Annotated in this window: 12 protein-coding genes and 3 tRNA genes; 8 read left to right on the plus strand and 7 right to left on the minus strand. The window is 42.5% G+C overall.

Translation table 11 applies throughout. The features are described from left to right. The 6 genes from Q4591_RS01280 to Q4591_RS01305 all read right to left on the minus strand — a co-directional run bounded on the left by Q4591_RS01280 (position 1) and on the right by Q4591_RS01305 (position 3,853). Positions 1–75, minus strand: a tRNA-Gln gene (locus Q4591_RS01280). A gap of 48 nt (positions 76–123) precedes the next feature. Beyond that, positions 124–208 (minus strand) — tRNA-Leu (locus Q4591_RS01285). Between the two features lie 123 nt (positions 209–331). Continuing rightward, positions 332–408: transfer RNA gene (locus tag Q4591_RS01290), tRNA-Met, on the minus strand. 204 nt (positions 409–612) lie between these two features. Then, positions 613–1,704: a redox-regulated ATPase YchF gene (gene ychF / locus Q4591_RS01295; RefSeq protein ID WP_102438973.1), complete on the minus strand. Its 1,092-nt coding sequence runs from the start codon at positions 1,702–1,704 to the stop codon at positions 613–615. A 75-nt stretch (positions 1,705–1,779) separates the two neighbouring features. Beyond that, positions 1,780–2,367, minus strand: a complete 588-nt coding sequence (pth, locus tag Q4591_RS01300) for an aminoacyl-tRNA hydrolase (RefSeq protein ID WP_102438975.1) — start codon at positions 2,365–2,367, stop codon at positions 1,780–1,782. Positions 2,368–2,629: 262 nt separating this feature from the next. Beyond that, the gene (locus tag Q4591_RS01305) at positions 2,630–3,853 is read right to left on the minus strand and encodes an FAD-dependent monooxygenase (RefSeq protein ID WP_303410541.1); all 1,224 of its coding nucleotides are present in this window, start codon (positions 3,851–3,853) and stop codon (positions 2,630–2,632) included. Between the two features lie 260 nt (positions 3,854–4,113). On the opposite strand from Q4591_RS01305, the gene Q4591_RS01310 reads away from it, so the two are divergent. From Q4591_RS01310 to Q4591_RS01340, 7 genes are all read left to right on the plus strand, one after another. After that, positions 4,114–4,533: a hypothetical protein gene (locus tag Q4591_RS01310; RefSeq protein WP_102438979.1), complete on the plus strand. Its 420-nt coding sequence runs from the start codon at positions 4,114–4,116 to the stop codon at positions 4,531–4,533. Between the two features lie 92 nt (positions 4,534–4,625). After that, positions 4,626–6,056: a tRNA (N6-isopentenyl adenosine(37)-C2)-methylthiotransferase MiaB gene (gene miaB / locus Q4591_RS01315; RefSeq protein ID WP_102438981.1), complete on the plus strand. Its 1,431-nt coding sequence runs from the start codon at positions 4,626–4,628 to the stop codon at positions 6,054–6,056. Between the two features lie 133 nt (positions 6,057–6,189). Beyond that, positions 6,190–7,296, plus strand: coding sequence for a PhoH family protein (locus Q4591_RS01320; RefSeq protein ID WP_102438983.1), 1,107 nt, complete (start codon positions 6,190–6,192; stop codon positions 7,294–7,296). Beyond that, positions 7,286–7,750 carry an rRNA maturation RNase YbeY gene (gene ybeY, locus Q4591_RS01325; protein WP_102477091.1) on the plus strand — a complete coding sequence of 155 codons (465 nt, stop codon included), beginning with the start codon at positions 7,286–7,288 and terminating at the stop codon, positions 7,748–7,750. Before Q4591_RS01320 ends, ybeY begins: the two co-directional genes overlap by 11 nt. 51 nt (positions 7,751–7,801) lie before the next feature. Continuing rightward, entirely contained in the window at positions 7,802–8,680 is an 879-nt protein-coding gene (gene corC, locus Q4591_RS01330; protein WP_102438987.1) for a CNNM family magnesium/cobalt transport protein CorC, read from the plus strand. A gap of 34 nt (positions 8,681–8,714) precedes the next feature. Then, complete coding sequence (gene lnt, locus Q4591_RS01335) at positions 8,715–10,250, plus strand: apolipoprotein N-acyltransferase (RefSeq protein WP_303458957.1); 1,536 nt, start codon at positions 8,715–8,717, stop codon at positions 10,248–10,250. 14 nt (positions 10,251–10,264) lie between these two features. Continuing rightward, positions 10,265–10,780, plus strand: a complete 516-nt coding sequence (locus tag Q4591_RS01340) for a prepilin-type N-terminal cleavage/methylation domain-containing protein (RefSeq protein WP_102438989.1) — start codon at positions 10,265–10,267, stop codon at positions 10,778–10,780. A gap of 185 nt (positions 10,781–10,965) precedes the next feature. Here Q4591_RS01340 and Q4591_RS01345 read toward each other — a convergent pair whose 3' ends face one another. Continuing rightward, entirely contained in the window at positions 10,966–11,466 is a 501-nt protein-coding gene (locus tag Q4591_RS01345) for a zinc ribbon-containing protein (RefSeq protein WP_076543105.1), read from the minus strand. 120 nt (positions 11,467–11,586) lie between these two features. On the opposite strand from Q4591_RS01345, the gene leuS reads away from it, so the two are divergent. Beyond that, positions 11,587–14,166 carry a leucine--tRNA ligase gene (leuS, locus tag Q4591_RS01350; protein WP_102439165.1) on the plus strand — a complete coding sequence of 860 codons (2,580 nt, stop codon included), beginning with the start codon at positions 11,587–11,589 and terminating at the stop codon, positions 14,164–14,166. The last annotated feature ends 85 nt before the right edge of the window (positions 14,167–14,251 follow it).

Raw genomic sequence — 14,251 nt, forward strand, 5'->3', positions numbered from 1 at the left:
TGGCTGGGATACCAGGATTCGAACCTGGGGATGCCGAGATCAAAACCCGGTGCCTTACCACTTGGCGATATCCCAATCTAAAGCTTTTTCGAAAAACCCGCTAATGCCAGCCTTTCTATATAATGGTACGGGAAGAGAGACTTGAACTCTCACACCTTACGGCACCAGAACCTAAATCTGGCGTGTCTACCAATTCCACCACTCCCGCACTGACTCTGTTTAACATCCAGAACACGATGCTCATTTAACCTTGAGAAGGTAGCCAGTCATATTTCTAAAACCTTGCGGCCTTAACTAACCAGCGAATCTCTAGTTTGACATCTTGAGAAGATGGTAGCAATGGCGGGACTTGAACCTGCGACCCCAGCATTATGAATGCTGTGCTCTAACCAGCTGAGCTACATTGCCACTTTATCTTTCGTTGCCCTCGTCGTGAGGACGGGGCGTATTATGCTTATTCAGCGTATCGAGGTCAACTGCTTTTTTTAGCTATTTTCATCAATTGGCACTGTTCGGCTATAAGTTCACCAAACTGCGTAGCAAATCGGCATATTTGACCAAAAAAGTTAACCTCGACCGCTTGTTTGACTAATTAAAGTCTGCAAATACTATTTATACGTTGAATAAGAAATGCATTACATCGCCATCTTTAACGATATAAGCTTTACCTTCTACGCGTAACTTACCTGCTTCTTTAGCACCTGCTTCACCATTAAACTCGATAAAGTCATCATAGGCCATTACTTGGGCGCGAATAAAGCCACGCTCAAAGTCGGTGTGGATCACACCAGCAGCTTGTGGCGCACTGGCGCCTACTGGCACAGTCCATGCTCTTACTTCTTTTACACCTGCAGTAAAGTAAGTCTGTAAGTCCAATAATTCATAACCACCACGAATAACGCGATCAAGCCCTGGCTCATCAAGACCAAGGTCTGCCATAAACTCATCACGCTCTTCAGCGTCCATTTCAGCAAGCTCAGACTCAATAGCGGCACATACTGCAACCACCACGGCGTTTTCTGTCGCGGCAATGGCTTTAACAGCATCTAAATGTGGGTTATTCTCAAATCCATCTTCAGATACGTTAGCAATGTACATGGTTGGCTTTAGGGTTAAGAAGTTAAGGTAGGCAATTGCAGCCATTTCTTCTTTGCTTAACTCTAATGAACGCAGCATTTGGCCTTCATCTAAAGTTGGACGCATTTTTTCAAGTACTTCTACTTCAAACTTAGCATCTTTGTCGCCGCCTTTAGCGCGCTTTTGCTGACGGAAGATAGCACGCTCTAAGCTGTCTAAATCCGCTAACGCAAGTTCAGTGTTGATAACATCAATATCGCCTGCAGGGTCAACCTTGTTAGCAACATGAACGATGTTGTCATCTTCAAAACAACGTACAACGTGACCAATGGCATCCGTTTCACGAATGTTAGCTAGGAACTTGTTACCTAAACCTTCACCTTTTGATGCGCCAGCAACTAAACCTGCAATATCCACAAATTCCATTGTAGTCGGTAAAATACGTTCTGGATTAACAATCGCTGCTAATGCATCTAAACGTGGATCAGGTACTGGAACCACACCCGTATTTGGCTCAATGGTACAAAACGGGAAGTTAGCAGCTTCGATTCCTGCTTTAGTTAACGCATTAAATAGTGTTGACTTACCAACATTTGGCAAACCCACAATGCCGCATTTAAAACCCATATTTTTACCTTTATATAATTAAACTCACCTAGGAAGTGGTAAGTTGTGTCAAATCAATAATCAAAGCGCGGCTAATTAGAGCGCTTTGAATGTGTGTAATCGGTGCATCGCTTTCGCCATGTCTTGTTTAAACAATATTTCAGTTGAACGCACCGCTTCATCTATTGCTGCGTCCATCTTTTCTTGATCGCTCGCTGGCGCTTTACCTAAGACATAACCACTGACGCGGTTTTTATCTCCAGGGTGACCAATACCAATACGTAATCGGTAAAAGCCTTTTTCATTGGCAAGCTTAGCAATAATATCTTTTAAGCCGTTATGACCACCATGACCACCGCCCAATTTAAACTTGGCAACGCCCGGCTCCATATCAAGCTCATCATGGGCCACTAATATCTCTTCAGGTAAAATACGAAAAAAGTTCGCTAATGCGCCCACTGACTTACCGCTTAAATTCATAAACGTAGTAGGTATAAGTAGACGCACATCTTTACCATCAATAGTGACTCTGGCGGTTAAGCCAAAATATTTACTGTCTGGCGCTAAGGTGGCGCCACATAAACGCGCTAACTCTTGTACATACCATGCACCCGCATTATGACGAGTGTGGGCGTATTCTGCACCTGGGTTAGCAAGGCCGACAATTAGTTTTATTTGACTCATTAGCACTCAATTTCAGTGGTTAAATGACTGCGTTATCTTCAATATCATTTATCCATCTTAATAGTTATAGACTAAGATTTTGTGATTTGAAGGCGCTAAAGCGCGGCATTTTAACACTCAAAACTGAACTCAACAAATACACTGTGATAATTAGACAGAATGGGGATAACCTCACTGTGAAAAAGTTCACAGTGAATATAGTTAACCGCCATTAGAAATTGCGTGGTGGGGGAAGGCGTGATTGCTGATTAAATAGAATAAGTTACGCTAAACCCAATGCGTATTTAAGCACTTTCTGTTTGATCGGATTATCGTAGTTTGCCAGTTTCAACAACCCATTTCTTAACAGTTTTATTGGTAATAAATCATTACTAAAGCCTGCATAGAATGCATCCATTGCTGACATCATCAATAAATTATCGCTATAACGTTTGCATTGATACTGCTTTAAACAAGATGCTGTCCACCAAGGTTTATCATTGCCTACTGCATCGGCAATGGTTGCAATCAATACATCGACATCTTTAAAACCAATATTGACGCCCTGCCCTGCAAGCGGGTTAATGGTATGGGCTGCATCACCTAAAATCACAATATTATCTTGGCAATAATCTTGGGCATGACGTCTTGTGAGCGGGAAACTGCCTCTAGCTATAACGGTAAAGTTCTCATCAAGCCTTGATGGAAAGTTAAGCTTAATTTGCTCAGCCAGTTGTTTATGATTGAGCTGCATAAGCTGCTTAATGCGACTATTACTGTCATACCATACTAATGAGGCGTTATTACCCGGTAATGGCAGTAATGAGCGTGGCCCTTGAGGGGTAAACTGTTGCCAAGTTATGTCTTGCTGCGCGGTGTCAGTTTCAACATTAATGAGCATGGCTGACTGAGCATAATCCCAGCCAGTAATACCAATACCGGCCCATTGTCTTACTTGTGAGTTAGCCCCATCTGCGCCAACTAATAATGATGCATGTAATTCAACGCCACTTTTAAGGGTCGCTTTCATTCCTTGAGACAATGATTTTACGTCACTATTGCTCATTTCAATACGCTCGAACTTAGCAACGCTATCAGGGCAATAACAATGCACATTGTCCATCTTTTCAATTTGCTGCCACAGACTCAGTTGAATTAAGCGGTTCTCAAAAAAATAGCCCAGATGTGATTCATCGATCTGATCAGCATGAAAACGGGTAATGCAATCATCGAGCTCCCAGGTTTCTAAACCTTTATAGGCCACATGACGCATAGTGCGTAATTGCTCCATTACGCCCAAGCGTTCGAGTAATTGCTCAGAGGCCACACTAATAGCTGATACGCGCAAATCTAACGGCTGCTCAGGTAAATAGGCTTTAGGCGCGAATGCTTCAACCATGGCAACATTTAAGCCAAGCTGACCTAATCCTACAGCTACAGCTGCGCCCACCATACCACCGCCAACGATGACGACATCATGTTCAACTACATTCGATGCTTGATGCATTGTCTATTTACCTTTAAAAAAGCTGTAATACTGAAACGCCATGACAGCGGCTACTATTATGTGCCAATAAGTGTCATTGAAACTATGTACAAAGGTGTCTGTAACGCCTCGATTGTGTCGATATGTTGCTATCTTGAGTTTGAGCAACACTTGCTTACACTGGTTAAACTTTAACCACCAAACCTTACCTTATACTGAGACTGTCTAGTATGACATGCCTTGCAACCAACCCCTTAAATGTCAAGGTAAGAGAGGATAGTATGTTCAGTCAAAGCACCTATGTACAATCTAATAATGGAACCCTTAAATCACTAACAAGCAGCCGTAATACGTTAATGAGTTATGTAAAAAAGTTTACTAAGTCACTCTATACTATGCCGCTACTTGCAGGGCTTGTTGCTGGCGCAGCCATTATGCCAATGACAGCACAAGCCGAAGTACAACCGATGGAAACCATTACGGTTATTCACCGTTCATCCTTCGATTATGCCTTATATCAACAAACCACGGAAATGCTTACGCAGTTTAATAGAGAGCTAGCGCAAAAAATAATTGTTCAAGCAAGACAAGATAACGTCACAATGGCGAAACAATTTGGCTATTTTACCAATCAATCAAATGAGTTAGCCCAAATAGATAAACACCCTGAAAATATAGGGGTATTAGTCATTTCAGAATAATGCCGCTTAAGTGTGCACAAAGGCTAGCCAGCGAGCCTTTGTGCAGTTAAAATACTCGGCTATTTTTCTGTGGTAATAGAACGGCGTAACTGATGAGTAAAAAACTACACATAAAGACCTGGGGCTGTCAGATGAATGAATATGATTCATCTAAAATGGCTGACTTGCTGGACGATTATCAAGGTTATACCTTGACTGAGGATGCTGAAGAAGCAGACGTACTGCTACTAAACACATGTTCAATTCGCGAAAAAGCGCAGGAAAAAGTGTTTCATCAGCTTGGTCGCTGGAAAACCCTCAAAGACAAAAAACCTAATCTAATTATCGGTGTAGGTGGTTGTGTTGCCTCACAAGAAGGTAAAGCCATTAAAGAACGTGCTCAGTGCGTTGATATTATTTTTGGCCCACAAACCTTACATCGCTTACCTGAGATGATCACCCAAATTAATAATGGCGATAAAGCAGTTATTGATGTGAGCTTTCCTGAAATTGAAAAATTCGATCGCCTACCTGAGCCTCGCGCTGACGGTCCATCGGCGTTTGTGTCTATTATGGAAGGCTGCAGTAAATACTGTTCATTCTGCGTAGTGCCGTACACCCGCGGTGAAGAAGTTAGCCGCCCGGTTGATGATGTCATTTTAGAAATCGCACAACTTGCTGAACAAGGTGTACGTGAAGTAAACCTGCTTGGTCAAAACGTGAATGCGTTTCGCGGTGCTACCCATGATGATGATATTTGCACCTTCGCAGAGTTATTGCGTCTAGTGGCATCAATTGATGGTATCGACCGTGTGCGTTACACAACGAGTAACCCCATTGAGTTTTCACAAGACATTATCGATGTTTATGAAGATACCCCTGAAGTGGTGAGTTTCTTACATTTACCAGTGCAATCGGGATCAGACCGCATTCTAACTAATATGAAACGTGGTCATATGGCAATTGAATATAAATCAATTATTCGTCGTTTACGTAAAGCGCGCCCTGATATCCAAATCAGTTCCGACTTCATTGTCGGCTTCCCTGGTGAGTCAAATGCTGAATTTGAAGACACCATGAAGTTGATTGAAGATGTCAGTTTTGACCACAGCTTTAGCTTTATCTACAGCGCCCGTCCAGGAACACCAGCGGCTGATTTGCCAGATGATGTCACCATGGAAGAAAAGAAAAAGCGCTTAGCGATTTTACAAGACCGTATTACCCAACAAGCCATGCGCTACAGCCGCCAAATGTTAGGCACTGTTCAACGTATTTTAGTTGAAGGCCCTTCAGTTAAGAACCCTATGGAGCTTCGCGGCCGTACTGAAAATAACCGCGTAGTGAACTTTGAAGCTGATCCTAAGTGTATTGGCGGTTTTGTGGATGTTGAAATTGTTGATGTATATACAAACTCGCTGCGCGGCGTATTTATTCGTGGCGAAGACGAGATGGATTTACGTCGAAGTTTACGTCCGTCAGATATCGTAGCCAAACACAAAACTGATGATGATATTGGTGTAAGCCAATTTACCCCAGGCAGCTAATTTAGCCATAAAACGGGTTTATCATTATTTAATAAAGGCGGCCTCGAGCCGCCTTTATTGTGCTTTTCAGTTAATACCGTGGTATTTTAACTTTTATACCTATTCGCATTCTTTTTCTTTTGGAGCATTATTTTTGTCCACTAAAGTTACTACCATGAATTTATACCTCGAGCCTGCTGAAACTCGAAGAATTGCCTCATTATGTGGTCCATATGATGACAACATTAAACAGCTTGAACGTCGTTTAGGTGTTGAGATTATCCATAAGAATAATCATTTCAAAATCGTTGGCCTGCCAAGACATGCCTTTAATGCTAATAATTTACTGAAACAGCTATACATTGAAACCCAAACTGTTAAAGGTAGCACCCCAGATTTAGAGCCAGAGCGAGTGCATTTAGCCATTCAGGAGGTCATTAACCTCGAAGCTGAATCATCGGCTGAAGATGACACCCTGCATATCAAAACTAAACGCGGCATCATCAAACCTCGCAATCCAAACCAGTCTGTGTATGTGGCGAATATGGCCAAACACGACATTACCTTTGGTGTGGGACCTGCCGGTACCGGTAAAACCTTTTTAGCAGTTGCCGCAGCTGTTGATGCCCTTGAAAGACAAGAAGTAAGACGAATACTCCTTACCCGCCCAGCTGTTGAGGCTGGCGAAAAATTAGGTTTTTTACCAGGGGATTTAAGTCAGAAAGTCGATCCCTATTTACGCCCGCTTTATGATGCCTTATTTGAAATGATGGGCTTTGAGAAAGTTGAAAAGCTACTTGAACGTAATATTATTGAAGTCGCGCCTTTAGCCTATATGCGTGGTCGAACCCTAAATGATGCGTTTGTTATATTGGATGAAAGCCAAAATACTACCGTTGAGCAAATGAAAATGTTCTTAACCCGTATCGGCTTTAACTCGAAAGCGGTGATCACCGGTGATATTACCCAGATAGATTTGCCTCGCAGTCAAAAATCAGGGCTTCGCCAAGCCATTGAAGTATTGAGTGAGGTCGATGAAATCAGCTTCAACTTCTTTATGTCTCAAGATGTGGTGCGTCACCCGATTGTGGCAAGAATTGTCGAAGCTTATGAAGCCTTTGATTCAAAAGAGCTAGCACAAAAAGCTGAAAAAGAGCGCCAGTATAAACAACGTCAAACGGCCTTTAATGAACAAATGGCCAATGTGGACGTTAACGCCAACGAGATCAGTAAAGACGGAGCAATAAATAATGAGTCTTAAACTTGATTTAGATCTGCAAATTGCCGTTACTGACAGCAGTAAGCTCCCCAGCCGAAGTGAATTTGAGCTATGGGTAGCGACAGCCCTTGGTAACACTATGGCGCAAGCTGAACTGACCATCAGAATTGTTGAAAATACTGAAAGCCAGCAACTTAATAATACTTACCGTGGTAAAGACAAGCCGACTAATGTATTGTCTTTCCCCTTTGAAGCGCCTCCAGGGATTGAGTTACCGCTATTAGGCGATCTCATCATTAGTGCTGAGGTGGTAGAACTTGAAGCAAATCAACAAAATAAGCCCCTTGTCGCACATTGGGCCCATATGGTTATTCACGGCTGCTTGCATTTACTAGGCTATGACCATATTATCGATAATGAAGCTGAAGAAATGGAGTCATTAGAGACTCAACTCATTGAAGGCTTAGGTTTTTCAAATCCATATAAGGAAGCGTAAATAAATCAGACGACTGCATATAACATGCTGATTTTGATTTAGTAAAATATTATGAGTGACGACATCCCACCGAGTACCAACGCCCGTAAGAAGAACTGGATTGGCAAAATTAGTCAGATGTTTCAGGGCGAACCTCAAAATCGCGAAGACTTAGTTGATGTAATTGCTGGCGCAGAAGAGCGCTCTTTAATTACTGAAGACACCCGCGAAATGATGAATGGCGTATTAGAAGTATCAGGGTTGCGGGTACGCGACATCATGATCCCTCGAAGCCAAATAGTCACATTGCAAATCGATAGCACTGTTGAAGAGCTACTAGAAACAGTCATTGAGTCTGCACACTCCCGTTTTCCTGTGGTCAACGAGGATAAAGATCATATTGAAGGTATTTTGCTTGCAAAAGATTTACTTAAATATGGTTTCAAACAATCAGCTCAACCTTTCTCATTGCATCAAGTCATCAGGCCTGCGGTTGTTGTGCCTGAAAGCAAACGCGTTGATGTACTGCTAAAAGAATTCCGCTCCCAGCGATATCATATGGCCATCGTGGTCGATGAATATGGCGGTGTATCCGGCCTAGTGACGATTGAAGATATCTTAGAAGAAATCGTCGGTGAAATCGAAGACGAGTTCGATCATAGTTCAGTAGAAGATACCGAAATCAAAAAGATCAGTAACACCGTGTTTATGATTAAAGCACGTACACCGATTGATGAATTTAATGACGCTTGTGGCACCCAATTTAGCGACGAAGAATTTGATACCGTAGGCGGCTTAGTTTCACACGCATTTGGTCACTTACCAGAGCGAAATGAAACTGTCGTTATCGATAATATCGAGTTTAAAGTCACCAATGCTGACACCAGACGTTTAATTCAACTTAGTGTGAAGTTACCCGATCAAAAACTGCTAGAAGAACTCGACGACTAACTCTGTGCTAAAAAATAAACTTTCCAAGTCATCAATGATTAAAATGGTGACTGCATTTGTTGCAGGTGCTTCAACCACACTTGCTTTTGCCCCCTACGCTATTTGGGCTTTTTACCCCGCAGCAATGCTGTTTGTTTTATGGCAAAGTCGCAGCCTAACCCCGAAAGAAAACTTCTTTCATTGGTTAAGCTTCGGCTTTGGCTGTTTTGCATTTGGCATTAGTTGGGTACATGTCAGCATTGATACCTTTGGTGGTTTACCGCTAATAGTATCAATGGCATTAATGGCAATATTGGCGCTTTATCTGGCCTTATTTCCAGCGCTAGCAGGTTATCTCACTGCGAAACTGTCCCAATATCAGCAAACTCAAGGCTGGCAAGTTTATTTTCGTTACTTAGGGTTATTCCCCGCACTGTGGGTATTTACCGAGTGGATGCGCGGTTGGGTTCTCACAGGTTTCCCTTGGTTATGGGCAGGCTACAGTCAAACCCAAGGGCCATTGTCAGAGCTTGGCAGTATAATTGGCGCATTAGGCTTAAGTTATGTTATCGCACTGGTTTGTGGCAGTATCGCACTGGTGTTATATCAACGTTTTGCCAGTGTTATCATCATATTCTCTTTGATATTTATCAGCACTTACCTTGCGCCGCACATCTCCGACATAAGCCCACGAAATGAAACGGTTAAAGTGGCTTTAGTACAAGGCAATATTGAGCAAAGTATGAAGTGGGAGCCTGACGCACTATGGCCAACTTTACTCAAGTATATGGATTTAAGTCGGCCTAATTTTGATGCTGATATCATCATTTGGCCTGAAGCCGCGATTCCAGCGCCTGAAGCTATGGTGGCAGACTTTTTACATAATACCGACAAGGTGGCTAATTTAAATAATAGCGCCATCATTACCGGTATTATTAGCATGCAACAAAATGACTTTTATAACTCATTAATTGTATTGGGCAATGCCTATCATCCTCAGCAGACTGAGGGCGATTACGTTGGAAGTGGCATTAATGATTACAAGAAACATCATCTATTACCAATAGGTGAGTTTGTCCCTTTTGAAAGCCTTTTACGCCCAATAGCCCCGTTTTTTAATTTACCCATGTCATCTTTTGCACGTGGCACCTATGAGCAAAAAAACCTTAATGCTTTAGGCTATCAAGTGGCACCGGCTTTATGCTACGAAATCGTCTTTCCTGAGCAATTACGCGCCAATGTGAATAAAGACACTGATTTTTTACTCACAGTGTCTAATGATGCCTGGTTTGGTGACTCTATCGGGCCACTGCAACACATGGAAATAGCCCAAATGCGCGCAATTGAGTTGGGGCGCCCCTTAGTCAGAGCCACCAACAACGGTGTTACCGCTGTGGTCGATATTAAAGGCCGTATTACTCACCAACTGCCACAGTTCAAATCTGGAGTATTAGTGGCTGACGTTGCCTTATATGACGGTGAAACTTGGTTTAAGCGAATAGGCCAAACACCGTTACTCATATTATGTAGCTTGATAATTTTATTTAGTTTTATATATCAACTATTATTAAACAAAGGCAGAAAAAAATAGCAAGGAGGCCATGATTGCAGCAAGCATTGCCAGTTAAGCCAAATATATTCAATCCAAATGGATTTACATTAATTGAGTTAGTGGTGGTCATTATCATTTTGGCCGTCATTGCCATTATTGCTGCGCCAAAGTTTATCAACTTTGCCACTGAAGCCCGAATTAACGCATTATCACAATTACAGAGCAGCGTTAAAGCAGCTAATACCCTCGTTTATGCACGCACGCAAATGCCCAGTATTTCTACCCGAAGTGTTCCAGGTCGTGATGATTTAACCGATATCGATTTAGAAGGCGATGGCAGTTTCAATACCCGTTTAATAAACGGTTATCTTGATAATACTGATATCGAAAAATGGATTGTGTCGATGGACGATTGGGAAATCCAATATCGAGGTGCACCTGAAACCTATATTGGATATGATCTCAATGACGATGGTGAAGTGCGTGATGACAACTGCTATTTTTTGTACACCCAGGCCAGTAGTGAAGCTAACCCGCCAACATACCAAGTTAGCACCTCGGGTTGCTAAATATGCGCTTTAAACTCAGTTAATCGATAAAAAATTGACCATAAAACACTATTGCATAAACATAAGCCGTAAAACACTATTACATAAACATAAGACGTAAAGCACTATGCCACTTAAGTCAGCTAGCATAGTTACTGTCTCAAACAATCTCTAAAATCGTGCTATTGTTTGAAATAGGCAGCGCTTTAAGGCGTTAGCGCTTCTCGAGTGAACATTTCATTATCGCATTGTGGGCAATCTGGAATAATACTGGGGAATTCAATTTTCATTTCATGATTACACTCAGTACAAATCACTTTACCTTGGTTAATCACCTCCCCTGACATATAAAAACCCTGATGCTTAAAGTCTTGGGCAATTTCATGCCACTCTACTTGGCTGCGATCAGTAATTTCACCCAGCCAGTGCCATAAGGTGTTTTCAATACCAATGACAGTTGGGCTAAAACTGAGGTTATCGGCATTTTCCTCTTTTATGTAGCTGGCGATGTCACGCTTTAAAAAATCTTCTGCTAAAGCAAGCTCCTCGGCATCGGCGGCTGACTTTAATTGCAAATAATCTTTACACTGGGTCACAGAAGCAAAAAGGCTCTTTGCCGTCAATGAGTTATCTTCATCATATTGTTTCTTAACTTGCTCAAAAAGCGTCTTATATAGTGCTAATAACGCTGAACTTCGTCCACTCATAGTAAATACTCCTTCATCTGAACCTTTTTAATGCATCACTTCTAGTTTATTCTATGCAGATCTTACTCGCGCTTTTTAGCGCTAGATCAAACAATGGGCGGCATTGGCCGGAATAGAGTGATGCAAGAGCAATATAATCCCTCAGAAATTGAAGCCTTGGTGCAAAAGCACTGGGAAGACAAAAAAACCTTCGAAGTAACTGAAGATGCAAACAAAGAGAAATTTTACTGTCTCTCTATGTTCCCTTATCCATCAGGCCGACTTCACATGGGACACGTGCGTAACTACACCATAGGTGATGTTGTTGCTCGTTACCAACGTTTGCAAGGTAAAAATGTGTTACAACCTATCGGTTGGGACTCATTTGGTCTACCTGCAGAGAATGCCGCAATCAATAATAAGACTGCGCCTGCGCCATGGACTTATGAAAATATCGACTACATGAAGAACCAACTTAAGCTATTAGGCTTTGGTTATGATTGGAGTCGTGAAATCGCGACTTGCACCCCTGAGTATTACCAGTGGGAACAATGGTTCTTCACCCAGTTATTTGAAAAAGGCTTAGTCTACAAAAAGACCGCCTCAGTTAACTGGTGTCCAAACGATGAAACAGTACTGGCTAACGAGCAAGTACAAGACGGTTGCTGTTGGCGTTGTGACACTGAGGTGGTTCAAAAAGAAATCCCTCAGTGGTTCATTAAAATCACCGATTACGCTGAAGAGCTATTAAACGATATCGATAAGTTAGATGAATGGCCTGAGCAAGTTAAGGCGATGCAACGTAACTGGATTGGCCGCAGTGAAGGGATTGAAATGACTTTCGGTGTTGCTGGCAGTGACGATAGCTTTGATATCTATACCACTCGTCCTGATACCGTGATGGGCGTAACCTATGTTGCAATTGCCAGTGGTCACCCTCTTGCTGAAGCTGCAGCAAAGAATAACCCTGAGCTTGCTGCATTCATTGAAGAATGTAAAAACGTTGATACTACCGAAGCGGCTATGGCTGCAATGGAAAAGAAAGGCGTTGCGACCGGTCTTAATGCAATCCACCCATTAACCGGCAAAGAAGTGCCTATTTGGGTCGGTAACTTTGTATTAATGAACTACGGTACTGGCGCAGTAATGTCAGTTCCAGCCCATGACCAACGTGATTATGAGTTTGCTAAAAAATACGGTTTAACCATTGAAGCTGTGATCAAGCCTGCTGATAGCGATGTGGATATCAGTGAAGCTGCCTTTACTGATAAAGGCGTGCTATTTAATTCAGGTGAGTTTGACGGTTTAGAGTTCCAAGCTGCATTCGATGCTATTGATGCCAAACTGACTGCTGAAGGTAAAGGTAAGCGTCAAGTGAACTTCCGTCTGCGTGACTGGGGGGTATCGCGTCAACGCTACTGGGGCGCTCCTATCCCTATGGTTACGCTTGAAGATGGCACCGTAATGCCAACACCAGCTGAGCAACTGCCGGTTGTATTACCTGAAGATGTGGTAATGGATGGTATTCAAAGCCCGATAAAAGCTGACAAAGAGTGGGCTAAAACCACGGTAAATGGCCAGCCAGCACTGCGTGAAACTGATACCTTTGATACCTTTATGGAATCATCTTGGTATTACGCCCGTTACTGTAGCCCCCATGCAGATCAAATGCTTGATCCTGCTAAAGCAAACTACTGGTTACCAGTGGATCAATATATTGGCGGTATCGAGCATGCTTGTATGCATTTGCTATACTTCCGCTTCTTCCACAAGTTGCTACGTGATATTGGTTTAGTTGACTCTGATGAGCCAGCCAAACGCTTACTGACTCAAGGTATGGTATTGGCTGATGCTTATTACTATAACAACGAGAAAGGCGCCCGCGTTTGGGTTTCACCATCTGACGTTACAGTACAAGAAACTGACGATAAAGGCCGTGTAGTAAAAGCGGTAGACAGTGAAGGTCATGAACTGGTTTATACCGGCATGAGCAAGATGTCTAAGTCTAAGAATAACGGTATCGACCCACAAGAAATGGTTGATAAATACGGTGCTGACACCGTGCGTTTATTCATGATGTTTGCAGCCCCACCTGAGTTAACCCTTGAGTGGCAAGAATCAAGCGTTGAAGGCGCACATCGATTCATTAAGCGTTTCTGGAAAACAGCTCATGATCATATCGCTCAAGGTGATGTGGTTGAACTTGACCCTAAAGCACTTGATAACAATCAAAAAGCACTTCGTCGTGAATTACATAAAACCATTGCTAAAGTCAGTGATGATGTTGAACGCCGTCAAATGTTCAATACCGCCATTGCCGCTATCATGGAACTGATGAACAAGTTGCAAAAAGCCCCGTCTGCTAATGAGCAAGACAGAGCCCTGATGCAAGAAGCATTATCAGCAGTAACACGTTTGCTTTACCCAATCATCCCACATACTTGTTTCAGCATGTGGACAGCCTTAGGTAACCAAACTGATATCGAAGATAGCCTATGGCCAACAGTTGATGAGTCAGCACTAGTTGAAGACAGCAAACTGATTATCGTGCAAGTTAACGGTAAGCTGCGTGCTAAAATCACAGTAGCTGCAGATGCTGCTAAAGAAGAAGTAGAAGCCCTAGGTTTAGCTGATGAAAACGTACAAAAATTCACTGATGGCGTCACCGTACGCAAAGTGATTTATGTACCAGGCAAACTGCTAAACATCGTTGCTAATTAATCATTTATAAGTAACGATAGCTTGAAGGTGACAAATGACAAGCAATTAGCCTCGTCATTCGTCACCTTCATAAAGTTAAAGATGT

The sequence above is a fragment of the Shewanella sp. 3_MG-2023 genome, assembly GCF_030548765.1.
Lineage (GTDB): Bacteria > Pseudomonadota > Gammaproteobacteria > Enterobacterales > Shewanellaceae > Shewanella.